This is a genomic window from Marinomonas vaga, assembly GCF_055388305.1.
In genome coordinates, this window is the sequence record NZ_AP043903.1 from 421,272 (window position 1) to 441,346 (window position 20,075).

Annotated in this window: 16 protein-coding genes; 9 read left to right on the plus strand and 7 right to left on the minus strand. The window is 48.6% G+C overall.

What is annotated here, in order from left to right; genetic code table 11:
- Nucleotides 1-2 precede the first annotated feature (2 nt).
- From prpD to ACZ5DR_RS01945, 6 genes are all read left to right on the plus strand, one after another.
- Nucleotides 3-1,490: a 2-methylcitrate dehydratase gene (gene prpD, locus ACZ5DR_RS01920; RefSeq protein ID WP_377364422.1), complete on the plus strand. Its 1,488-nt coding sequence runs from the start codon at nucleotides 3-5 to the stop codon at nucleotides 1,488-1,490.
- A gap of 195 nt (nucleotides 1,491-1,685) precedes the next feature.
- Nucleotides 1,686-3,656, plus strand: coding sequence for a methyl-accepting chemotaxis protein (locus tag ACZ5DR_RS01925; protein WP_377364420.1), 1,971 nt, complete (start codon nucleotides 1,686-1,688; stop codon nucleotides 3,654-3,656).
- Between the two features lie 75 nt (nucleotides 3,657-3,731).
- Nucleotides 3,732-5,738, plus strand: a complete 2,007-nt coding sequence (locus ACZ5DR_RS01930; RefSeq protein WP_377364418.1) for a GNAT family N-acetyltransferase — start codon at nucleotides 3,732-3,734, stop codon at nucleotides 5,736-5,738.
- A gap of 248 nt (nucleotides 5,739-5,986) precedes the next feature.
- On the plus strand, nucleotides 5,987-6,979 hold the full coding sequence (locus ACZ5DR_RS01935; RefSeq protein WP_377364416.1) for a TRAP transporter substrate-binding protein: 993 nt from the start codon (nucleotides 5,987-5,989) through the stop codon (nucleotides 6,977-6,979).
- 151 nt (nucleotides 6,980-7,130) lie between these two features.
- Nucleotides 7,131-7,808, plus strand: a complete 678-nt coding sequence (locus ACZ5DR_RS01940) for a TRAP transporter small permease (RefSeq protein ID WP_377364414.1) — start codon at nucleotides 7,131-7,133, stop codon at nucleotides 7,806-7,808.
- Nucleotides 7,809-7,825: 17 nt separating this feature from the next.
- Nucleotides 7,826-9,439, plus strand: coding sequence for a TRAP transporter large permease (locus ACZ5DR_RS01945; protein ID WP_377364412.1), 1,614 nt, complete (start codon nucleotides 7,826-7,828; stop codon nucleotides 9,437-9,439).
- 59 nt (nucleotides 9,440-9,498) lie between these two features.
- On the opposite strand, the gene ACZ5DR_RS01950 is transcribed toward ACZ5DR_RS01945, so the two are convergent.
- The 6 genes from ACZ5DR_RS01950 to efp form a co-directional block, all read right to left on the minus strand.
- Nucleotides 9,499-10,134 (minus strand): LysE family translocator, encoded by a 636-nt coding sequence (locus ACZ5DR_RS01950; RefSeq protein ID WP_377364410.1) that lies wholly within the window; start codon nucleotides 10,132-10,134, stop codon nucleotides 9,499-9,501.
- 104 nt (nucleotides 10,135-10,238) lie between these two features.
- Complete coding sequence (locus ACZ5DR_RS01955) at nucleotides 10,239-10,991, minus strand: sulfite exporter TauE/SafE family protein (protein ID WP_377364408.1); 753 nt, start codon at nucleotides 10,989-10,991, stop codon at nucleotides 10,239-10,241.
- Between the two features lie 94 nt (nucleotides 10,992-11,085).
- Nucleotides 11,086-12,444 (minus strand): sigma-54-dependent transcriptional regulator, encoded by a 1,359-nt coding sequence (locus ACZ5DR_RS01960; protein ID WP_377364406.1) that lies wholly within the window; start codon nucleotides 12,442-12,444, stop codon nucleotides 11,086-11,088.
- Nucleotides 12,445-12,455: 11 nt separating this feature from the next.
- Nucleotides 12,456-14,723, minus strand: coding sequence for an ATP-binding protein (locus ACZ5DR_RS01965; RefSeq protein WP_377364404.1), 2,268 nt, complete (start codon nucleotides 14,721-14,723; stop codon nucleotides 12,456-12,458).
- A gap of 24 nt (nucleotides 14,724-14,747) precedes the next feature.
- Nucleotides 14,748-15,722: an EF-P lysine aminoacylase EpmA gene (gene epmA / locus ACZ5DR_RS01970; RefSeq protein ID WP_377364402.1), complete on the minus strand. Its 975-nt coding sequence runs from the start codon at nucleotides 15,720-15,722 to the stop codon at nucleotides 14,748-14,750.
- 66 nt (nucleotides 15,723-15,788) lie between these two features.
- Nucleotides 15,789-16,364: an elongation factor P gene (gene efp, locus ACZ5DR_RS01975; protein WP_377364400.1), complete on the minus strand. Its 576-nt coding sequence runs from the start codon at nucleotides 16,362-16,364 to the stop codon at nucleotides 15,789-15,791.
- A 165-nt stretch (nucleotides 16,365-16,529) separates the two neighbouring features.
- On the opposite strand from efp, the gene epmB reads away from it, so the two are divergent.
- The gene (epmB, locus tag ACZ5DR_RS01980; RefSeq protein ID WP_377364398.1) at nucleotides 16,530-17,549 is read left to right on the plus strand and encodes an EF-P beta-lysylation protein EpmB; all 1,020 of its coding nucleotides are present in this window, start codon (nucleotides 16,530-16,532) and stop codon (nucleotides 17,547-17,549) included.
- Nucleotides 17,550-17,609: 60 nt separating this feature from the next.
- Here the strand turns inward: epmB and ACZ5DR_RS01985 are convergent, their stop codons facing one another.
- On the minus strand, nucleotides 17,610-17,804 hold the full coding sequence (locus ACZ5DR_RS01985) for a hypothetical protein (RefSeq protein WP_377364396.1): 195 nt from the start codon (nucleotides 17,802-17,804) through the stop codon (nucleotides 17,610-17,612).
- Nucleotides 17,805-18,083: 279 nt separating this feature from the next.
- On the opposite strand from ACZ5DR_RS01985, the gene ACZ5DR_RS01990 reads away from it, so the two are divergent.
- Together ACZ5DR_RS01990 and ACZ5DR_RS01995 are read left to right on the plus strand one after the other, a co-directional pair.
- Complete coding sequence (locus ACZ5DR_RS01990; RefSeq protein ID WP_377364394.1) at nucleotides 18,084-19,022, plus strand: ABC transporter substrate-binding protein; 939 nt, start codon at nucleotides 18,084-18,086, stop codon at nucleotides 19,020-19,022.
- 77 nt (nucleotides 19,023-19,099) lie between these two features.
- The gene (locus tag ACZ5DR_RS01995) at nucleotides 19,100-20,065 is read left to right on the plus strand and encodes a FecCD family ABC transporter permease (RefSeq protein ID WP_377364392.1); all 966 of its coding nucleotides are present in this window, start codon (nucleotides 19,100-19,102) and stop codon (nucleotides 20,063-20,065) included.
- The last annotated feature ends 10 nt before the right edge of the window (nucleotides 20,066-20,075 follow it).

The following is a 20,075-nucleotide window of genomic DNA, read 5'->3' on the forward strand; positions in this document are numbered from 1 at the left end:
CCATGAGTGCAAACGTAGATTTAAACAACCGCCCAGAATACGACCAAGTCATCCAAGACATTGCTGATTATGTAATGAATTATCAGGTTACCAGCGCCGAAGCGTTGGACACCGCCCGCAATTGTTTAATGGATACTTTAGGCTGCGGTTTGCTAGCCCTTCGCTTCCCTGAATGTACCAAACACCTTGGCCCCATAGTACCCGGCACCCTAGTGCCAAATGGTGCCCGAGTGCCCGGAACCTCACTCACCCTAGACCCAGTGAAAGCCGCGTGGGACATTGGCTGTATCATTCGTTGGCTAGACTACAACGATACATGGTTGGCCGCGGAATGGGGGCACCCATCGGACAACCTTGGGGGCATCTTGGCCGTGGCAGACCATTTGTCACAAACCCGAGTCGCCCGAGGTGAAGCACCTTTGACCATGAAGGAAGTACTAGAAGCCATGGTCATGGCTCACGAAATCCAAGGGGTTATCGCCCTCGAAAACTCCTTTAACCGAGTCGGTCTTTGTCACGTACTCTTAGTTCGCGTCGCCTCCACCGCTGTGTTAGCCAAAATGATGGGAGGCGACCGTGAGCAAATCATGGCGGCCATCTCTCAAGCTTGGGTAGATGGCTCAGCGTTACGCACCTATCGTCACGCACCGAATGCAGGCTCACGTAAATCCTGGGCGGCAGGGGATGCCACGTCTCGAGCCGTACGTCTGGCAGACATGTCACTGCGAGGCGAGATGGGGATTCCCGGAGTACTCACGGCACCACAATGGGGGTTTTATGATGTGTCATTCTCCAAAACCAACAAGAACCAAGCTCTAAAAGCACCAGAGGACCGAGCCTTTAAATTCACCCAAGACTACGGTTCCTATGTGATGGAAAACGTGCTGTTTAAGATCTCCTTCCCAGCCGAGTTCCATGCCCAAACCGCCGCGGAAGCTGCGGTCACCCTGCACCCACAGGTGAAAGATAGACTAGACCAAATCGAACGTATCGTGATTCGCACCCATGAATCGGCCATTCGGATTATTTCCAAAGTCGGCCCCTTGGCCAATGCTGCAGACCGAGACCACTGTCTGCAATATATGACCGCCGTACCATTGGCATTTGGCAACTTGGTAGCAGAGCACTATGAAGATGACTTCCATGCTGCCAACCCAATCATTGATGAACTGCGTGAGAAAATGGAGATCGTAGAAGACCCACGCTTCTCCGCGGAATATTTAGAAGCAGACAAGCGCTCTATCGCCAACGCCATACAAGTATTCTTTAAGGATGGTTCCGCCACCGAAGAAGTCTCAGTAGAGTACCCAATCGGTCACCGACGTCGTCGAGAGCAAGGTATTCCACTATTGGAAAAGAAATTCAAAGCCAACCTTGCGACCCGCTTCCCAAGTGGACGCAGCCAGCAAATCTTTGCCCTATGCAAAGACCAAAATGCGCTGGAAGCCACACCTGTCCATAAATTCATGGACCTTTTCGTCATCGCTTAACCTTAAAATTCCCCTTCTTTTCCATAAGGCTCACATTCTGTGGGCCTTATTTTTTCTTGACACAAAAACCCAATTGAGAATAATTCTCGCCATGAAAATCTGATTATCATTCGCTTCTTACTTTTCGTTACAACATGTTTGATGAAAATAGAATATAAAGTGCACGTTATCCCCTAAATGAGAAAGGACTTCCCAATGTTTTCATCCCTCAGAAACATGCGACTCCCTAATCAGGTCAGCCTAGGCAGCTTGATCCTGATCTGTGCCATCTTCATTGTCATGGTGCTATCCATCAGTAAATTGTTATCGGTTCAACTCAATGACATTGTATCGAACCATCAACAAACGGAAGTGAGTTTGATTGCCCACGAGCTGGAATCAGAGTACCGCATGGTAAAAGAGTCATTGACTCGCTCAAACAATCTGGTGAACGCAACCCTAAGCCCCATGATCACAGCTCGTAACGGCCAATATCAAATCCAAGGCGCAGCGTTAACCAGTCGCTCCCCTGCCCTACTTAACTTAAAACAGGCTTCCCAAGCGGAAATCGTACTGGGCAGCCGCTCGGGTAATCGCTTAAATGTGATTGCCTCAACGGACAGCAAGGTAGCGAATGCCTTTTCATTGCCCAGCACCCTTAGCAGCGATGGCAGCTTCGGCAAAGTGACCATTGGCAGCCAGAAATACTTTGCCACGGTTGGAACTCTTTCGTCTAACCAAGAGTTAAGCCTTATTACTCTCATCCCCTATGACGCAGTATTAAACGAGGTCAGCGCACACTTAAACGGCCTAAAATTTGGCAAATCAGGCTATATCTATGTGGCCGATACGGGTGCCGATGAAGCCAAGCTTGTGGTTCATCCAAGCCTTGCAGGCAAAAACCTATACAGTCTTTTCCCCGATTTAAAAGCCAACTTCCGTGAGATGTACCAATCTGATGCAGGGATTTTCTACTACACAGCAAAAGTGGCGGGACAAGACAAAGAACAACGGGAATCCAAAGCTATTTTCCAAAAAGTGGAAGGCTGGAACTGGGTGGTAGTGATTAAAACCTACACTTCAGAATACCAAGAAGAAATCAACAGCGTTCTACTGTTTACCGCCATTGTCGCAGCGGTGGGGGCAGTGATTCTAAGTTTAACGGTTTGGTGGTTTGTGCGCCGTACCCTCAACCCATTGCGTGAGATTTCTAGTGGACTCAATGAGATCGGTCAAGGCAACCTTGCATTCCGCTTTAACAAGCAAGTGGACTCAAACAGCAACAACGAGCTGCATCAGCTGCAAACCTCTATCCAGATAATGCGTGACAATCTGCTAACCCTGATTAATCAGGTGAAGCAGTCTAGCGTTCATTTAATTGAATCGTCCCAGCGTATTAACGAGTCCAACGCAGAGCTATTTGATAAAGCTAATCAAAGCACCCAGTCCTGCACCGAAGTCGCCTCTGCCATTCAACAGGTGTCCGTCGCAACAGAAGAAGTGGCCACCAGCACTGTAGAAGTGTCTGAAGAAACAAAACAAGTAAATGGCATGACTGAGCGCGGCCATTTGGCGGTGAAAGACGTTGAAAAGACCGTTGCTAACCTTTCTACTTCTTTTGAACATGCAGCAAAAACCATAGAAGAAGTGGAAGTCAGCACCACTAACATTGGCGCCGTCATTACCGTGATCAATGAAATCGCTGAGCAAACCAATTTGCTTGCCTTAAACGCAGCCATTGAGGCCGCTCGAGCGGGAGAACAGGGCCGAGGTTTTGCGGTCGTGGCGGATGAGGTGCGAGTGCTAGCACAACGTACTCAGCAATCCACGGAAGAAATCCGCGAAGTGGTCGAGCGCTTGCAAAAAGGCAGCCGCTCTGCAGTGGCCACCATGGAAAATGGTCGTGACCAAGTGGCACTCAGCGTAGAACAAGCGGGGGATGCTGGCGCCCTATTGACGCAAATCCACGATTCCATGGTGTTGGTTGCCGAACGTATCGCCCATGTGGCAACCGCATCGGAAGAACAAAGCGTGGCCGCCACACAGATTCGTGGCAACTCGGAAGACTTGCATAATGCAGCCCAAAGCACCTTGGATGAAGTGCGCAACTCGCAACAACAGAGCGAGCGCATTTACGAGCTGGCCAACGAGCTGCAAGCAAACCTTTCCAAGTTTAGAATTCAGTAATTCAAGCTTCGCGGGTATGATACTCAAGGCGCACATAACATGCGCCTTGATGTCTACTAACCCAATGAGTCCAACATGTCTGACTGTGCACAACAACATCGCCACTGCACTCTAAGTTTGTTACCTTGGTCAGACGCCCAAGCGCAATTCCACCGCCTCACTCACGGGTGTCCCCAGCAGAGCTTAGTCGTTACCCATCAAGTATCTCTCGACAGCCCTTGTCCCGTTATTGGCTTTAATGGTTTAAAAAATGTCCTCGGCCAGACCCATCGCGCCCTGTTACTAGACTTTAGCCAAGGTATTAACCTGTCTGCTCTAGCCATTCTAGCGGGGACCATTGAGGGCGGCGGCGCATTGATTCTTCATCTTGGCGAAAACTGGCTGGACGCCACAGATCACGAACTGGCACGGTTTCTACCTTGGCCGCTGACACCAGAACAACAACCGAGCCAATATAAACACATCTTCTGGCGCGCCTTACATGAAAGCCACTCTCCCTTTTCGGAGCAATGGCCCACGGCCTTATCTGCCAGTAAGGCGGCGAGTCATACAAACACTCTGACCCAAGATCAGGCCAATTTCATTCAATCCTTGTTTCCTTTGCAGGCATCGAACCATTTACTTCTGGCTCCTCGGGGTCGAGGCAAGTCCTATGCACTAGGCACCTTGCTGGCTCAATGTAAAACCCTGGACTACAACCTTATGGCGACGGCTTCTTCACCACAGAATGCCATTACATTGAAATCAGCTTTTGAACAAACGGTTTCATGCGAATGCCCGTTTTCAGCACCAGACGCACTTCTCGCCAGTGATAACTATTATGATGTCTTAGTGGTCGATGAAGCCGCTAGCTTACCGTTACCAGTGTTAGACCGCTTAAAAGAAAAAGCGAAAACCGTTGTTTTTAGCAGTACTGATTATGGTTATGAGGGTTCAGGGCGAGGCTTTGGGCTAAAATTTAAAGCGCTTCTACATGCCCAATCTAAACCACTGATTGAGCACACCCTTAGCCAACCATTACGTTGGGCGGAAAATGACCCCTTTGAACTCTGGCTCAATGAGCTACTGTTCGTCGAGTACAGCTTTCACCAAGCTCACTCGCAAACACCTAGAGTGCTTCAAGGGGCACAATGGCTCGATTATCCGCAGCTTTTAGATCAAGCTTTCGCTTTACTTGTAAGTGCTCACTATCAAACAACCCCAGATAATAAAAGATGGCTGGTGGATGACCCGAGCGTGACATGCTTTTTAAGTTACCACCACCATCAACTTGTAGGGGTCGCCCTTGTAAGTGAAGAAGGTTCCTTGCCAGACGACTTATCGGAGCAAGTAGCTCAAGGTAAACGCCGCCCACGGGGGCATTTATTACCCCAGTCATTATTAGCTCACGAGGGCATTGAGGACGCAGGACGGTACCGTTACTGGCGAGTGAGTCGTATTGCTGTGGCCCCCAACGTTCGCCAACAGGGGCACGGGAGTCGTCTATTAGATGACATCTACCGCAAGGCACAATCTGAGCAAATAGACTTTGTCTGCACCAGCTTTGGGGCCACCACGGAAGTGCTCACCTTTTGGCAAAAGAATCACTTCGTAAGTGTTCGACTTGGCACCAGCCAGGATCAAGCCAGCGGAAATTATTCTTTAATGATGTTGCGTGCTGTCACAGGCGACAGTCATAGGCTCACATGCCACTGGCAATCCTTATTTGCTCGCCAATGGTGGTTGTGCAAGCCGTTATCACTTCGTGAACTTGAAGCCCCTTTAATGGCTCTAATCGAAGCAGAATTCCCAAAGGGCGAATATCCGCCACTTTTTAAACTGACGGATAAAGATGTTTCAGATTTGACCTATTTTTGTGAGCACCATAGACCTTACGATACGATACGCGCACCGCTCTTGGTGTTTTCTAAGCACCTCTTAACCCTGCATTTACTCAAGCCTGATAGGCCCGATGATGCGTTATTACTGGGCTGTAGCCGAAATACACTGATTGAATCAGACGCCAAATCCTTGGGCTACACGGGTAAAAAAGCCTTTTACCAAGCACTCAAGCAAGTTATCCGAAAGCATCTTTTCAACTAACAACAATGGGTGGATTTCCACCCATGGCATCAAGCCAGTGGGGGGAAACCCCACCCTAAAACCCCTTCCCCATCTCTAACAAAACTCATCAAATAAAAAATATTACATTTAAAATCAATGACTTAAACAAAACCCAAAGAATTGGCACAGATTGTGTAATAAGTTAGGACAGCAACTTGAAAATTGTTGCCTGTTTGGCGAAGACCAAGCTAACAATAATAAATACTCAAAATTGGAGTCATACAAAAATGAAAAAAATCAGCCTTGCACTCACTACCGCTGCACTTGCTTTCACTGCGACTACTGCGTCTGCAAACTGTGATTCTGGCGAGCGCGTTGTTAAGTTCAGTCACGTAACTGGGGGTACAACTCACCCTAAAGTGGTTGCGGCCAACAACTTCGCAGAGCGTGTAAACAAAGAAATGAACGGCAAACTTTGTATTGAAGTTTTCCCTAACTCTACTTTGTTCGGTGATTCCAAAGAGCTTGAAGCATTGCTACTTGGCGATGTTCAATTGCTTGCTCCTTCCCTTTCTAAATTCGGTTCTTACACACCAAAATACGGTGTCTTCGACCTACCATTCATCTTTAAAGACATGGATCACGCGATCCGCTTTACACAAACAGAAGAAGGTAAAGCACTTCTTACTGAGATGGACGAGTACGCAGGTTTCGTTGGTCTAGGTTACTGGATGTCTGGCATGAAGTATTTCTCTGCTAACAAACCACTGATCGTACCAAGCGATGCTTCTGGTCTTAAATTCCGCGTACAAACCTCTGACGTTGCTAAGCAGATGATCTCTGCAATGGACGCATCGCCACAAGCCATGGCGTTCTCTGAGGTATACGGCGCATTGCAAACGGGTGTAGTAGACGGTCAAGAAAACACTTGGTCTAACATCTACACGAAAAAATTCTACGAAGTACAAGATAGCGTGACAGAAACCAACCACCAGTTGTTGGCTTACTTGTTCATGACGTCTTCTGAGTTCCTATCTAGCCTAAGTGATGAAGATCGCTCGCAATTCCTTGCCATTGCAGATGCAGTAACCCAAGAGGCGAACCAATCTGTAAAAGCAAAAGAAGCAGCTAACCGCGAAAACATTCTGAAATCTGGCGGCACAATCAACACTCTAACCCCTGAGCAACGTACTGAGTGGGTTGAGACAATGAAGCCAGTTTGGAAGCAGTTTGAAAGCGACATCGGCAAAGATCTAATTGATGCCGCAGCTGGTGCATAAACTTAGCTAGACCATGCAGCAATGCTGGCTAAGCCTTTCAATTTCAGGACTTAGCCAGCTCCTTAGCCTTTCACTTATTTTGATCACGCCGTGTGTTTCACGGCAGTGAAAGGCTTTTTTACGCTGTGTTTCGACGATCAGGAGTAACCCCATGGCATATTGGCCTCACTTGTATCTGCTAATTTTTGTTCTCGTTCTTTGGGTACTGGAAAAACGTTTCCCAACTTTCATGGAACGATTGGAAGAGAACTTATTAGTCCTTGTAATTTCATCCATCATGATCGTGTCATTTGGTCAGGTTATTGCTCGCTATGCGTTCAATACTGGCTGGATTGCGGCACTTGAATTCAACACGGTTATGTTCTCTTGGCTAATTCTATTGGGAATGAGCTACGGCATTAAGACAGGTATTCACCTAGGGGTAGATATCTTGCTTAACGCAGTGCCACGCCCACTAATGAAGTTCCTTTCACTGGTTGGTGCAGCAGGTGCCATGCTATACGGGTTGATCCTACTAGATTCCACTTGGCTGGCCATGCTAGGTGTCGATGTACGCGGTGGTGCCATCGAGTACTGGTACAAGATGTGGCGCATTGGCCTAGGTCAAGAAGAACTCCGCTACCCAGCGTTTATGGTAGAGATGTTCGACCTGAAACCTCGTGTACACCGTTGGTTGGTGCTGGTCATTCTACCGATCAGTTTGGCTCTTCTTTCTTACCGTTCTCTGCAGGCTTTTTGGGCCATTGCAACAGGTAAACGCGACATGTTGATCAGTGGTCACGAAGCGCAAGACCTTGTTGAAGAGAACAAAGGCGCATTGAAAGACTAATTGGTTAGGAGAGTATCGTGGAAGCTTTAATTTTATTCGGAATGGTACTAACCCTGCTCTTTATCGGGCTACCGGTTGGTATCTCATTGGGCTTGTCGTCCATCTTATTCATTACATTTTTCTCCCATGACTCTTTGTCATCGGTGGCAATCTCGCTATTTGGTGCAGGTCAACACTACACCTTGCTGGCGATCCCGTTCTTCATCTTGGCATCATCTTTCATGTCCACAGGTGGTGTGGCGAAACGTTTGATTAACTTCGCTATCGCGTCCGTTGGTCACTTCCGTGGTGGCTTGGCAATGGCCTCTGTCTTGGCATGTATGATGTTCGCAGCCTTGTCAGGTTCTTCACCTGCAACCGTGGTTGCAATCGGTACCATTGCTATCGCGGGCATGCGCCAAGTGGGTTACTCCAAAGAGTTTGCTTCTGGCATCATTGCCAACGCAGGCACACTGGGAATCTTGATCCCACCATCCATCGTAATGGTGGTATACGCTGCAGCTACCGACGTCTCCGTAGGTCGTATGTTCTTGGCTGGTGTGATTCCAGGCTTGATGGCCGGTGGTATGTTGATGCTTGCTATCTACGTGGTAGCCCGTATCAAAAACTTGCCAGCAGAAGAATGGAAAGGTTTTGGCGCCATCATCAAAGGTGGTAAAGATGCTGGTTGGGGCTTGTTCCTAATCGTGATCATCATGGGTGGTATCTACGGCGGTGCGTTTACACCGACTGAAGCCGCTGTAGTGGCAGCCGTATACTCCATCTTTATCGCATTGTTTGTCTACCGTGATATGGGCCCTTTAAAAGGCCAGACTTGGACTAACGACAGTGATTCTGCTGCCGCTCGCGTGGGCTTCAATGGCACGGTTTACGGTGTCTCCCTGTTCCTAGTATGGGAAATCATGTCCTTCTTTGCCTTTGCAGACAGTGAAACCTTCACTGGGGGTGTGCGTGCTTTGGTAGGTCTAGGATTAGGCGTTCTAGTGGCTTTATTCTACATCTCTAAGCGTGGCCAACACCTAGAAGCTGGTTTTGGTGGGTGCTTGGCTGCAGGTATGCCAATCTGGGGACGCAACATTTCCTTGATGGTACGCGGCTTTTTCCCAGCATTGTTTGGCGATGAAACACGCAAAACCATGCTTGAAGGTACGAAAACAACTGTGATGCTGATGTTCATCATCGCCAACGCTCTGTTGTTTGCACACACCTTGTCCGCAGAACGTATTCCACAAGCCATTACTGAGTGGATGCTAGGGGTAGGTTTCAACTGGTTCACCTTCCTAATCGCAGTAAACATCCTGCTATTAATTGGCGGTCAGTTTATGGAGCCATCTGGTCTACTTGTGATCGTTGCACCTGTGGTTTTCCCAATCGCGATGGAACTAGGCGTGGACCCAATCCACCTAGGTATCATCATGGTAGTGAACATGGAAATCGGTATGATCACACCGCCGATCGGTCTGAACCTCTTTGTTACTTCGGGGATCACCGGCATGAGTTTGGCTCGCGTTGTGAAAGCAGCCATGCCATTCGTAGCGGTATTGTTCGTATTCTTGATCTTGGTGACTTACATCCCAGCGCTTTCTACCGCATTGCCTTACGCAATCATGGGCCCTGAGATCATTCAGTAATCCTTTTATGACAGCGTGCTGTCATGTTTTAAGCGCCCTTCGGGGCGCTTTTTTTATGGCTAATTTTGCACACTGGATGACAACAACATCTTGCTACCTGCTGCCCCGAAGAATACCGCAACTAACCTGTCCAATGGACGCTTTAACTTAAGGTAACCTTTACGCATGGACGGCGTGGAAAACAAGAACGCATAACCTAAGTTGACCAAAGCACTTTGTATGGCAACCAACACGAATATAACCCAGACCGTCTGAGAGGTGGCTCCCGCTGGTAAACCGAAGCTATACAAGGAAGCAAACATCATAATCGCCTTGGGATTGGTAATATGAATAGCAAAACCTTTCCAATAGCTACGTTGATAGGACGAAACCTGAACTGGGTTTAGAGCTAAATCCACTGACGCCACACCCCGTGAGGACATCCAAGAGCGATAACCTAACCAGAGTAAATAGGCACCTCCTACATATTTGAGTAACACCAGCGCCCACTCAAAATGCATCATCAAGGCCGCCAGCCCCATCGCCGCAGAACCAGACCAAATTAACGAGCCCGTTATAATGCCAAACGCTAAAGCAACCCCATGACCACGACTTTGCCCCATAGAAGTGGCAGCAATGGACAAGGTAGCAGGCCCTGGACTGGCTTGGCCCACAAACACAATTAACAAAACGGTAATGATGGACGCATCCAGCATGTTTTTTCCCTCAATATAGGCTGATTAAGTGCTATCAAACATACGGCGAGGGATGCAGAACGGCAAGCGTTCGAAGTCAGGTGCGTATAAGCGAGGGGGCAGGCTTACCAGAGCTGATAAGCCTGAATAATCAAACGTGCTGCTAAAATCGTTAAAATCACGTTAAAAATTCGATGAAAGTGCTTATCAGGCATTTTCTTCAAAACCTTTAAGCCAAACCAGGTACCGATAGCACCGCTGATCACCATACAGGCCAACAAGGGTAACCAAGCACCAATCGGGAAGCCCGCTTGCTCAAACACCGCCACTTTTAGGACATGCTGTAAGGACATAGCCGTGGCGAAGGTGGCTACCGTGCGAAAGCGATCCACAAACACTTGCTTGATAAAGGCAGCAACTAAAGGGCCAGTGGCACCAACAAACAAGGTCAAAAAGGTCGTCAACGCCCCTGCTACCATGGTGCCAAATTTCCCTAAAGCCAGTTTTGGTAGCTTTGGCCCCCAACAGAGAAACAAGATGAACAAGGCGATAGAAAGATACATGAGCGATGGATCTAGGGCTTTCAATACCAACTGCCCGATCAATGCCCCGACTAAGGCACCGGGTAGAAACAACCCGATCAAACGCCAGTCAATATGACGCCAGCTCATGGCCGCGCGTCCGGCGTTAGAGCCTAATTGAGCAACCCCATGTAACGGGATGATCACTTGGGGTGGAAGCACTTGGGCCATCACGCCCAAGAGCATAACACCGCCCCCTGCACCAAAACTGGCGGTAAACAAAGAAGTAAAACCTGCTGTGATCACAAGTAACCAAAATAACGCTGGCGACAGACCATTTAAAAAGAACTCTGACACGGTTAGATCCTAAAACCGAAGGGAAAATCCCATGCTAGCATGGGCATCTAGCTGGGCTTAATAGTGTGGTGAATAGCGACTATGCGCACTCGCTTTAGGACTTGTACAAATCCTTATCAAGGTCGTATTTTCGCATCTTGTCGTAAAGGGTTTTACGGGGTAAGCCTAATGCATCCATGGTTCCTTTAATCGAGCCTTTTTGACGCAAAAGCTCTTGTTCTAAAAGAGTTTTCTCAAACCGTTCCATCTGCTCGGGCAAGGTCATCATGCCAGGATTCGACTCGTTGGTGATGATCTGATCAAACTCAAAAGACCCCGCTTCCCCCATCAATACATACCGTTCCGCAAGGTTGCGCAGCTCCCGTACATTACCGGGCCAATCATAACTCAGTAAGCTGTGCATGCGTTCCGCAGAAAGCTGCTCTGATTCCCGTTTGTATTGCGCTGTGGCTACCAAACAAAAATGTTGCCATAACAAAGGGATATCGTCTTTGCGTTCCCGCAGTGGTGGGATGTCCACTCGCACCACATTTAAACGGTAATACAGGTCTTCACGGAAGGTTCCTGTCTCGCTCAGCTCTTTCAAATCCACCTTGGTCGCCGCGAGAATACGCAGGTCTAGATCTACCCCTTTATTGGAGCCTAAACGCTCCACCTTACGTTCTTCGAGCACCCTTAATAAGCGTACCTGCATGGACATGGGCATGCTTTCGATTTCATCCAAAAACAAGGTGCCCCCATTGGAATGCTCCAACTTACCAATACGTTGAGTCTTTGCATCGGTAAAAGCGCCCTTTTCATGACCAAAGAGTTCAGACTCCATAATGGAGTCGGGCACAGCACCACAGTTGATGGCGACAAATGGCTTTCCTCTACGGGAGCTGTGTTCATGGATAAAACGGGCCACCATTTCTTTACCCGTACCGGTTTCCCCTTGCACTAGGATATCGGCGGCAGTATCCGCCACATGTAGCAAGGCTTGGCGTAAACGATGGATGCCTGGGGTGTTACCAATAATACGTGGACCGGGGGCGTTTTGTGCCGCCAACTCCAGTCTTAGATTACGGTTTTCCAAGGTCAAACGACGCTTTTCGCAGGCACGTCGGACCACTTCCACAAAGTCATCATTGGAAAATGGCTTTTCGATAAAATCATAGGCCCCATCACGGATAGCATTGACTGCCATACTGATGTCCCCATGACCCGTAATTAAGATAAAAGGGATTTCAGCGTCGATCTTTTTAACCGCTTCGAACAACTCTAAGCCACTCATACCAGGTAGATTAATATCACTGACAATTGCGCCCGGCCAATCGATGGAAATTTTTTCAGAGACCCCTTGAGCACTGCCGTATTCCACCACATCAAAATCTTCCAATTGCAGGGTTTGCGAGATCGCCATACGGACAGATTGTTCGTCATCGATGACAATCACTCGATCAAGATCAGACATGGAATGTATCCTTAGGATTGGTCAGGCAGAAAAAGATTAAGGGTAACACAAAATTGAGCGCCACCTTCAGTGGGGTTGCAAGCGGACAGGTCACCGTTCATAGAGTCCATAATTCGCTGACTGATGGACAAGCCTAGTCCTAATCCTAACCCCGATGGCTTGGAAGTATAGAAAGGCTCAAAAAGGTGTGCGAGGGCTTCTTCTGATAAGCCCTTCCCTGAGTCTTGAACAAAAATACGCGCTTGGCTGTCATCAGAATCCACAGCGATTTTAATCCACTTATCTTCAGGTTGCGCCTCCATGATCGCATCAGTGGCGTTGGCTAATAGGTTCACCAGCACCTGTTCTAAAAACACCATATCCGCCAACACTGCCAGCTCAACGGATTGAGGACTCTGCACCTGAATTGAAGCTTCTTTCAATCGTGGCTGCATGATTTTCAGTGCACCATTAATAGCACTTTGCACATCAATAGGGGTATGAGCCACGTTGCCTTTTCGAGCAAACACTTTAAAGCGAGCAATGATATCGCCCATGTGATGCCCTAGCTGATTGATTTGTTGTAGATTGCCTTTTGCCAATTCATAGCGTTCACGTTCCAGCAGTTTCAAGCCATTTTCCGCAAAGGAACGGATGGCTGTCAGGGGCTGGTTGAGCTCGTGGTTTAAGCCCGCACTCATCTGCCCAAGCACCGCCAGCTTGGCAGTTTGAATCAGCTCTTGTTGGGTGGTTTTGTGTTCAGCGATCTCATGGCGCAACAAGTGGTTGGATTCCTCCAATTCAAAGGTGCGTTCTTTGACCCGTAGTTCCAAAGCATGACGGGCTGCTGTGATTTCCTGCTCGTAACGCTTACGCTCTGTCATGTCATGGAAAGTCACTAGGTAGCTACGTCGGTTTGGCAACTGGAGTTCACAGATGGTTGCTTCCACCGCTACTCCTTCCCTATGCCCTTCAATTTGCAAGGTCCCCTCCACTGTTGTGGAGCGATTCACTGCGTTATCAAAGTCAGCCTGCAAAGCCTTCATCCAGCGAGTTTGATCCGTTTCTGATGGCCAAAATAGCTCTGTCAGGGGCTGTCCAATCAAACCAGATAAGGGACTCGCCACCAGCTTTTCGACCGCTGGATTTAAGGCCTCAATGCGGCGCTGCCCATCTAGGGTCACCAAGCCCGCTTGAGTATGCTGAATCACCTCACGGATGTAGGCTTGGTTGTGATAAGCCATTTCGATGGCATCTGAACGCTCCTGCAACATACGCGAGCGCAAATGAGCCAAGCCCATGATCAACATGGTGATGGTGATACCACCGGCAAAAATAGCACGCCATAAGGCAATTTGTTCTTCAATGGCCGTCAGTGGCACTAACACAGAAATTTTAAAGCCCAATAACTGAATCGGCTTTTCCATGGTTAGATAGCGATGACGTTCAACAAGGCTGTCACCTCGGCTATCACTGACTTCATCCAGCATTTCAATGACAGATGCGCGCTCAGCAAAGCGACGTCGAGCTACAATCGGCAGGGTTTCAATGGATTGATCAAAGTATCGCTGGGACTCAGCAATACGTGATAATTCTTCGTAGGACAATTCCCCCATGACCTTGTACAGCCAACTGGCACGGGAAGAACTAAATACCACCCCATCAGGGTCGAGCATTAAAAACTCGTAGGCTTGATTGCTAAAACGCTTTTCAAACTGATTCAGGTCCACCTTCACCACAGCTACGCCTATGATGGTATCGCCTTCATAAACCGGATAGGAAAAGTAATAACCACGACGATTAGAAGTGGTACCCAAGGCATAATAGCGTCCCGCTTTGCCTTGAATGGCCTCTTGAAAGTAAGGACGAAAGGCAAAATTCCCACCAACAAACGAGGTGCTCAACCGATAGTTAGAAGCCGCTATGGTGTCCCCGTTAATGTCGATAATGTAGCTGTCTGACGCTTCGGTAATACGGTTGATTTGCTCTAACTCACGATTGAGTTGGTTAATGTCCGAAGGCAGGCCATCTCGCAGGGCTTTTCGCACCCGATCATTAGAAGCGAGCAAGGTAGGCATGTGCTGATATTTGGCGATGGCACTTTCCACCACACTGGCCAGCTGATCCAGTTGTTCTTGGGTTTCCCGGTTTAAATCTTCAATTTGCTGCTGTTTTAAGGCGTCCCCACCGCGCCATAGGGTCAGCAGACAAATCACAAACACCGCAACATATAGCCACAGCAAACGACGCTGGCTACCGCGTAACAACCAATCTCGAAAAGATGGGGACGAAGTGGTCATAAAAATCTCTGAGTTAAAAAGACGTTATACGTGAGCACCCGCAAATGGCATCACATGGTCTATATGCTTCTGGCCTGTTAACAACATTAGCAGACGATCGACCCCTAGGGCGACTCCCGCACACTCTGGAAGCCCCAACGCCAAGGCTTTAATCAATCGCTCATCCGCTTGCCGCCAAGGCTTGTCTTGCTTTGCTCGTTCCTGCATTTCGGCCACCATACGAGCTGACTGTTCCTGACTGTCAGTTAATTCGTAATAACCATTGGCCAGTTCCATCCCCTGCCAATACCATTCAAATCGTGCTGCCGTCACACCCCCTTCTTCATCCTGTTGACGTCTTGCAAGGGCCGCTTGAGACGCTGGGTATGCATGAATAAAACAGGGTACCTCTTGTCCTATATTAGGTTCCACTAAGGTGGCGAATAACAATTCCAAAAGTGTGTCTCGATCCGTTTCCCCTAAGCCGAATTCTGTATGTTGATGACAAGTAGTTTGCAGAGTTTCAAGGGGGGCGGTAAAAGGGTCCAACTGCACATGGCGAATAAAGGCGTCACGGTAGCTTAACCGCTCAGAGCAGATTGCTTGCCCCATTAACTCAGACAGTAAATCGTCCATTTCTGTCATCAGTTGCCAATGGTCAAATCCAAGGCGATACCATTCCAACATGGTGAACTCAATGCTATGGCGACGACCAATTTCCTCAGCACGGAACACCTTACCCAGCTGATAAATACTAGGAGCTCCTGCCGCTAAAAGCCGTTTCATGGCGTATTCAGGTGAGGTCTGTAAGTAATAGGTAACATCCTTTCCTAGGGTTCGAGTGGTCGCCGTCAACACTTCAATATGAGGGTCACTGATACTGCCCAGGGACAAACAAGGGGTATCCACTTCCATTACATCTCGCTGAAAGAAAAACTCACGGATGCCACGAAACAGCCTGGCTCTCTCTGTCAGCATGGCCATGGAAGCCGTTGGTTGCCACTGATCTACTTGAAACATTCACCCTACCCTCTGGACACAAAAAAGCCCTCAAGCCATAGGACTTGAGGGCTTCTCTGAAAACAATTACTTACCTGTTGCGCGGGAAACGTATTCCCCTGTACGCGTATCAACACGAAGCACTTCGCCAATGTTGATAAACAATGGTACACGGATCACAGCACCAGTAGACAAGGTCGCTGGCTTAGAGCCACCGTTTGCCGTGTCACCTTTTAGACCTGGATCTGTTTCTGTCACTTCAAGCTCAATGAAGTTTGGCGGCGTTACAGCCAAAGGCGCACCGTTGTATAGTGTCACAACGTAAGATTCTTGCTCTTTCAACCACTTAGCAGTCTCGCCTACCGCATTTGCGTCCGCGCCATGCTGCTCAAACGAACCGTCGGTTAGCATAAAGTGGTAGAACTCACCATCGGTGTATAGATACTCCATGTCCGTATCCATTACATCAGCGGCTTCTAGAGATTCACCAGACTTGAAGGTACGTTCCCAAACACGGCCTGTTTTAAGGTTACGTAGCTTGATGCGGTTAAACGCTTGACCTTTACCTGGTTTAACGTGTTCGTTGTCCAATACAGCACAAGGATCACCGTCAACCATTACTTTGTTACCGCTGCGCAAATCGCTGGTAGAATAACTCGCCATAAATCCTCACAATGTCATGATTTAGATAAAAAGCTCTAAACGAATATGGTATTCGTTGAAGTCCATCGCGGCGTAATAATGCGAGACTTTCAAGAGCGGAGGCCAATCGGCCGAAGATTGGCGCACATAATAACCCAACTTAACTCAATTTTGCAGATATTTGACGTGATCCCGATTCAAAATGACACCGAGAGCCATTGGTCCATGGAGCTTACCCAGGCGATTCGCTCTCCTTCAGAGCTTCTAACACTGCTCCAACTAGCGCCCCATCAGTTACCCGAGTCAAACAATGCAGAAGAGGCATTTAAAATGCTGGTACCTCGCCCATTTGTCGCCCGCATGGAACAAGGCAATCCTAACGATCCTTTATTACGACAGGTGTTAGCGGACAATATCGAGATGACACCTGTGTCAGGCTACAGCAAAGACCCTCTGGACGAAGGAAATCACACCCCGCGCAAAGCCATCGTCCATAAATACAAACATCGTGTGCTGGTCATTACCACTGGCACCTGTGCGGTCAATTGTCGTTACTGCTTCCGTCGTCATTTTCCTTACAGTAACAATCAACTGGCCCAACGGGAATGGGATCATGTGATCGAATACCTAGAGCAACACCCAGAAGTAAACGAAGTGATTTTGAGCGGCGGAGATCCGCTGATGCTAAAAGATTCGCAACTTAGTAAGCATGTGGCGCGACTGAATGCCCTACCACAACTCAAGCGTTTACGGATTCACTCCCGTTTACCTGTGGTGATTCCCAGTCGCGTGAATCATGAACTATTGGCTTGGATGGCCTCCAGCCCTCTGGATATCGTGTTAGTTCTGCACAGCAATCATGGCAATGAAATCAACCAAGAGATCGCAGCGAAAGTCTCGCAACTAAAACAAGTTGGGGTAACGGTGTTAAATCAAGGGGTTCTACTGAAAGGAGTGAATGACAGCGTCAAAGCGCAAGTAGATCTCAGCGAACGCCTGTTTGCCGCAGGCATTCTACCCTATTACATGTTTACCTTTGATCCCATCGAAGGGGGCGCTCACTTCGATATCTCAGTCACGGAAGCCCAAAAACTCATGGGCCAAGTGGCAGAGATTCTACCCGGTTACCTAATGCCTCGCCTCGCCAAGGAGATCCCAGGACAGCCCGCTAAAACGGTACTAGCACCCTCCCTATCAGACCATTAGCGGACACAAAAAAGCCGCGTCCTTTGTTAGAGGCGCGGCTTTTACTGACCCACAGATGAGCTATACCTTGATATTGATATTCTGCCCAAGATTTCCTGTGGCGGGAGCGCTCGACTGAATCTGCTGCGAAGATGCAGCAGCACTCTCAAGTAGTTGCAAAGACTGACGCCCTTGTTCCTCTTGTTGAGTTTTTGCCATCGCGACACCCATCATTTCCATTGCATAGGAAGTACTGACGTTTGTTACGTTGCTCATAGTAAGCCCTCTTAATTGGAATCCTTACCATAGTTCACCAGCAGCCCTTAGGAAAGGACCACTTACAATCCATTACCAATCCCTATCGACCGCTACGCAAATTTCTTAACCCGTTACAGAAAATTTGCCATTGAAGTTAGTTCCGCAAAAGCCGTTGCACTTTCTGCAACGCCGCATTCAAGAAAACAATAAGGAAAACCCTCTTAAAAACATTCCTTAGTTAAATAGGAAGCATTATCATTCATTTTAACTTTTAAAGATTAACAAGGAGTTTCCCCGATGTCATTGATTCACCACCTTAAGCGAGTCTCTGCAGTTTCCATTATTGCACTCGCCACCAGCGCAGCATTAGCTGACGTAACCGTTGCCACAAAATACGGTGAGGTGACTGTCAAAGACAACGCAACTCAGGTTGTTACTCTGGCGGAAAGCGCCCTAGACGTAATGTCTGCCATTGATGTTGAGGTAGCAGGTTCTGTTGCTACGCGAGGCAGTGACACAGTGTCTCGTTACTTAGAAGACAAGCAAGCTGGCATTCAAATCGTTGGTACCGCGCGGGAAACAAATATCGAAGCGGTCATTGGTTTGCGCCCTGACGTTATTTTAGCGTCTTCCAGTCTGCCCAAAGCACAATACGATGTCCTGTCAAAAATCGCTCCGACTATCGTTCCTGACACCACATCAACTACCCCTGGCAGCTGGAAACAAGATGCCCGCTTGTACGGCAAAGCCATCGGTCAAAGCGACGCGATTGAGCAAGCGTTAAAAGCCGTTGACGACCGTGCCGCCAGCATCAAAGAAAAAGTCGATGCCAACATTCCAGCGGATCAACGTACTGCGTTTATCGCTCGCTGGATGCCACAAGGTGCCATTGTTATGTCAAAAGACCTGTTTGTAGGCTCCTTGTTGAACCAAGTCGGTTTTAAAGCAGACGATGGTGGCCTACTAAAACCGGGGCGCCCTCACTCTAGCCCTCTTAGCCTAGAAAACCTAAGCACTATTGATGGCGATTGGTTATTCCTTGCAACACTGAATGATGATGGTAAAGAAGCGTTAGATGCGGCTAAAAAATCCCCTGCATTCGCTCGCTTAGATGTGGTGAAGTCTAACCATACCGCAACTGTAGATGGTCAGGTTTGGAGCAGTACTTCTGGACCGCTGGCAGCCCATGTGATTTTGGATGACATCGAAGCACTATTGGAAGCGAATACCCAATAATGACCACAGCGTTTAGTAGTATATTTTTCCTTTCAAAAAGGGCGCCTTCACAGCGCCCTTTAGTCGTTTGTGTGGCCATGACCACAGCGCTACTAATGGCTGCGTGCATTGTCTCCCTTTTAATTGGCGCTGGAGAAGTCACGCCTAGTCATGCATGGCAAGCCATCATAGGCCAAGGCTCAGATGAAGCCATATTTGTTGTCTCTGAACTACGCCTGCCGCGCACCATAATTGCAGTGGTCGTGGGCATGGCATTGGGACTCTCTGGTGCCTTAATGCAAGCCGTTGCTCGCAACCCATTGGCAGAACCTGGGCTTCTTGGCGTCAGTGCGGGGGCATCCTTTGCGGTAGCGATTGCGCTCATTTTAGGTGCCAGTGCCGCCACCTTAGCCGTGGGCGTTGCGCAGCTTGGTGCGTTAGCTGGATGCGTCTTCGTCATGGCAGCAGCCCGTCTACAAGGTCAATTCAAAGACCCTGTTCGCTTGGTCTTAGCGGGGGCAGCCTTGTCTTCCCTATTGTCTGCACTCACTTCCATCCTCCTGATGTACGATGAGCGCGCAGCGGATGAAATTCGTTTTTGGGTCACTGGCAGTGTTGCTGGGCGTTCCATGGATTCCCTCTACCCCGTGCTCCCCTACTTCGCTATTGCGGCTGGCTTGATTCTTTATGTGGCTAAACCCTTGGCATCCATTGCCTTGGGCGAAAAAGTCGCACTTGGACTAGGCCATAAACCTCGTACTATCCGCTATTTAGTGATTTTGATCGTAGCCATCCTAACCGGCACGGCTACGGCCATTGCGGGACCCATTATGTTTGTGGGTTTGGTGGTACCCTTTGCAGCCCGAGCACTCGTAGGACCAGACATCCGCCGCACCATGATCATGTGTTTGCCCATTGGGCCGTTAATGATTATCTGCGCCGATATTCTCACCCGTTTAATTGCCCAACCTACAGAAATGCCCCTAGGGGTTCTGACCGCTATTGTCGGAGCACCTGTATTGATGTTGATTGTACGCGCTAAACGTTTACCAACTTTGTCCTAGGTGAGATGTA

Coding starts and splice junctions, on each gene's coding strand:
- ACZ5DR_RS01940 (WP_377364414.1), top strand. CDS start 7,131: ATGGCATATTGGCCTCACTTGTATCTGCTAATTTTTGTTCTCGTTCTT.
- ACZ5DR_RS01995 (WP_377364392.1), top strand. CDS start 19,100: ATGACCACAGCGCTACTAATGGCTGCGTGCATTGTCTCCCTTTTAATT.
- efp (WP_377364400.1), bottom strand. CDS start 16,364: ATGGCGAGTTATTCTACCAGCGATTTGCGCAGCGGTAACAAAGTAATG.
- ACZ5DR_RS01925 (WP_377364420.1), top strand. CDS start 1,686: ATGTTTTCATCCCTCAGAAACATGCGACTCCCTAATCAGGTCAGCCTA.
- ACZ5DR_RS01960 (WP_377364406.1), bottom strand. CDS start 12,444: ATGTCTGATCTTGATCGAGTGATTGTCATCGATGACGAACAATCTGTC.
- ACZ5DR_RS01990 (WP_377364394.1), top strand. CDS start 18,084: ATGTCATTGATTCACCACCTTAAGCGAGTCTCTGCAGTTTCCATTATT.
- ACZ5DR_RS01930 (WP_377364418.1), top strand. CDS start 3,732: ATGTCTGACTGTGCACAACAACATCGCCACTGCACTCTAAGTTTGTTA.
- ACZ5DR_RS01985 (WP_377364396.1), bottom strand. CDS start 17,804: ATGAGCAACGTAACAAACGTCAGTACTTCCTATGCAATGGAAATGATG.
- ACZ5DR_RS01950 (WP_377364410.1), bottom strand. CDS start 10,134: ATGCTGGATGCGTCCATCATTACCGTTTTGTTAATTGTGTTTGTGGGC.
- ACZ5DR_RS01935 (WP_377364416.1), top strand. CDS start 5,987: ATGAAAAAAATCAGCCTTGCACTCACTACCGCTGCACTTGCTTTCACT.
- epmA (WP_377364402.1), bottom strand. CDS start 15,722: ATGTTTCAAGTAGATCAGTGGCAACCAACGGCTTCCATGGCCATGCTG.
- prpD (WP_377364422.1), top strand. CDS start 3: ATGAGTGCAAACGTAGATTTAAACAACCGCCCAGAATACGACCAAGTC.
- ACZ5DR_RS01965 (WP_377364404.1), bottom strand. CDS start 14,723: ATGACCACTTCGTCCCCATCTTTTCGAGATTGGTTGTTACGCGGTAGC.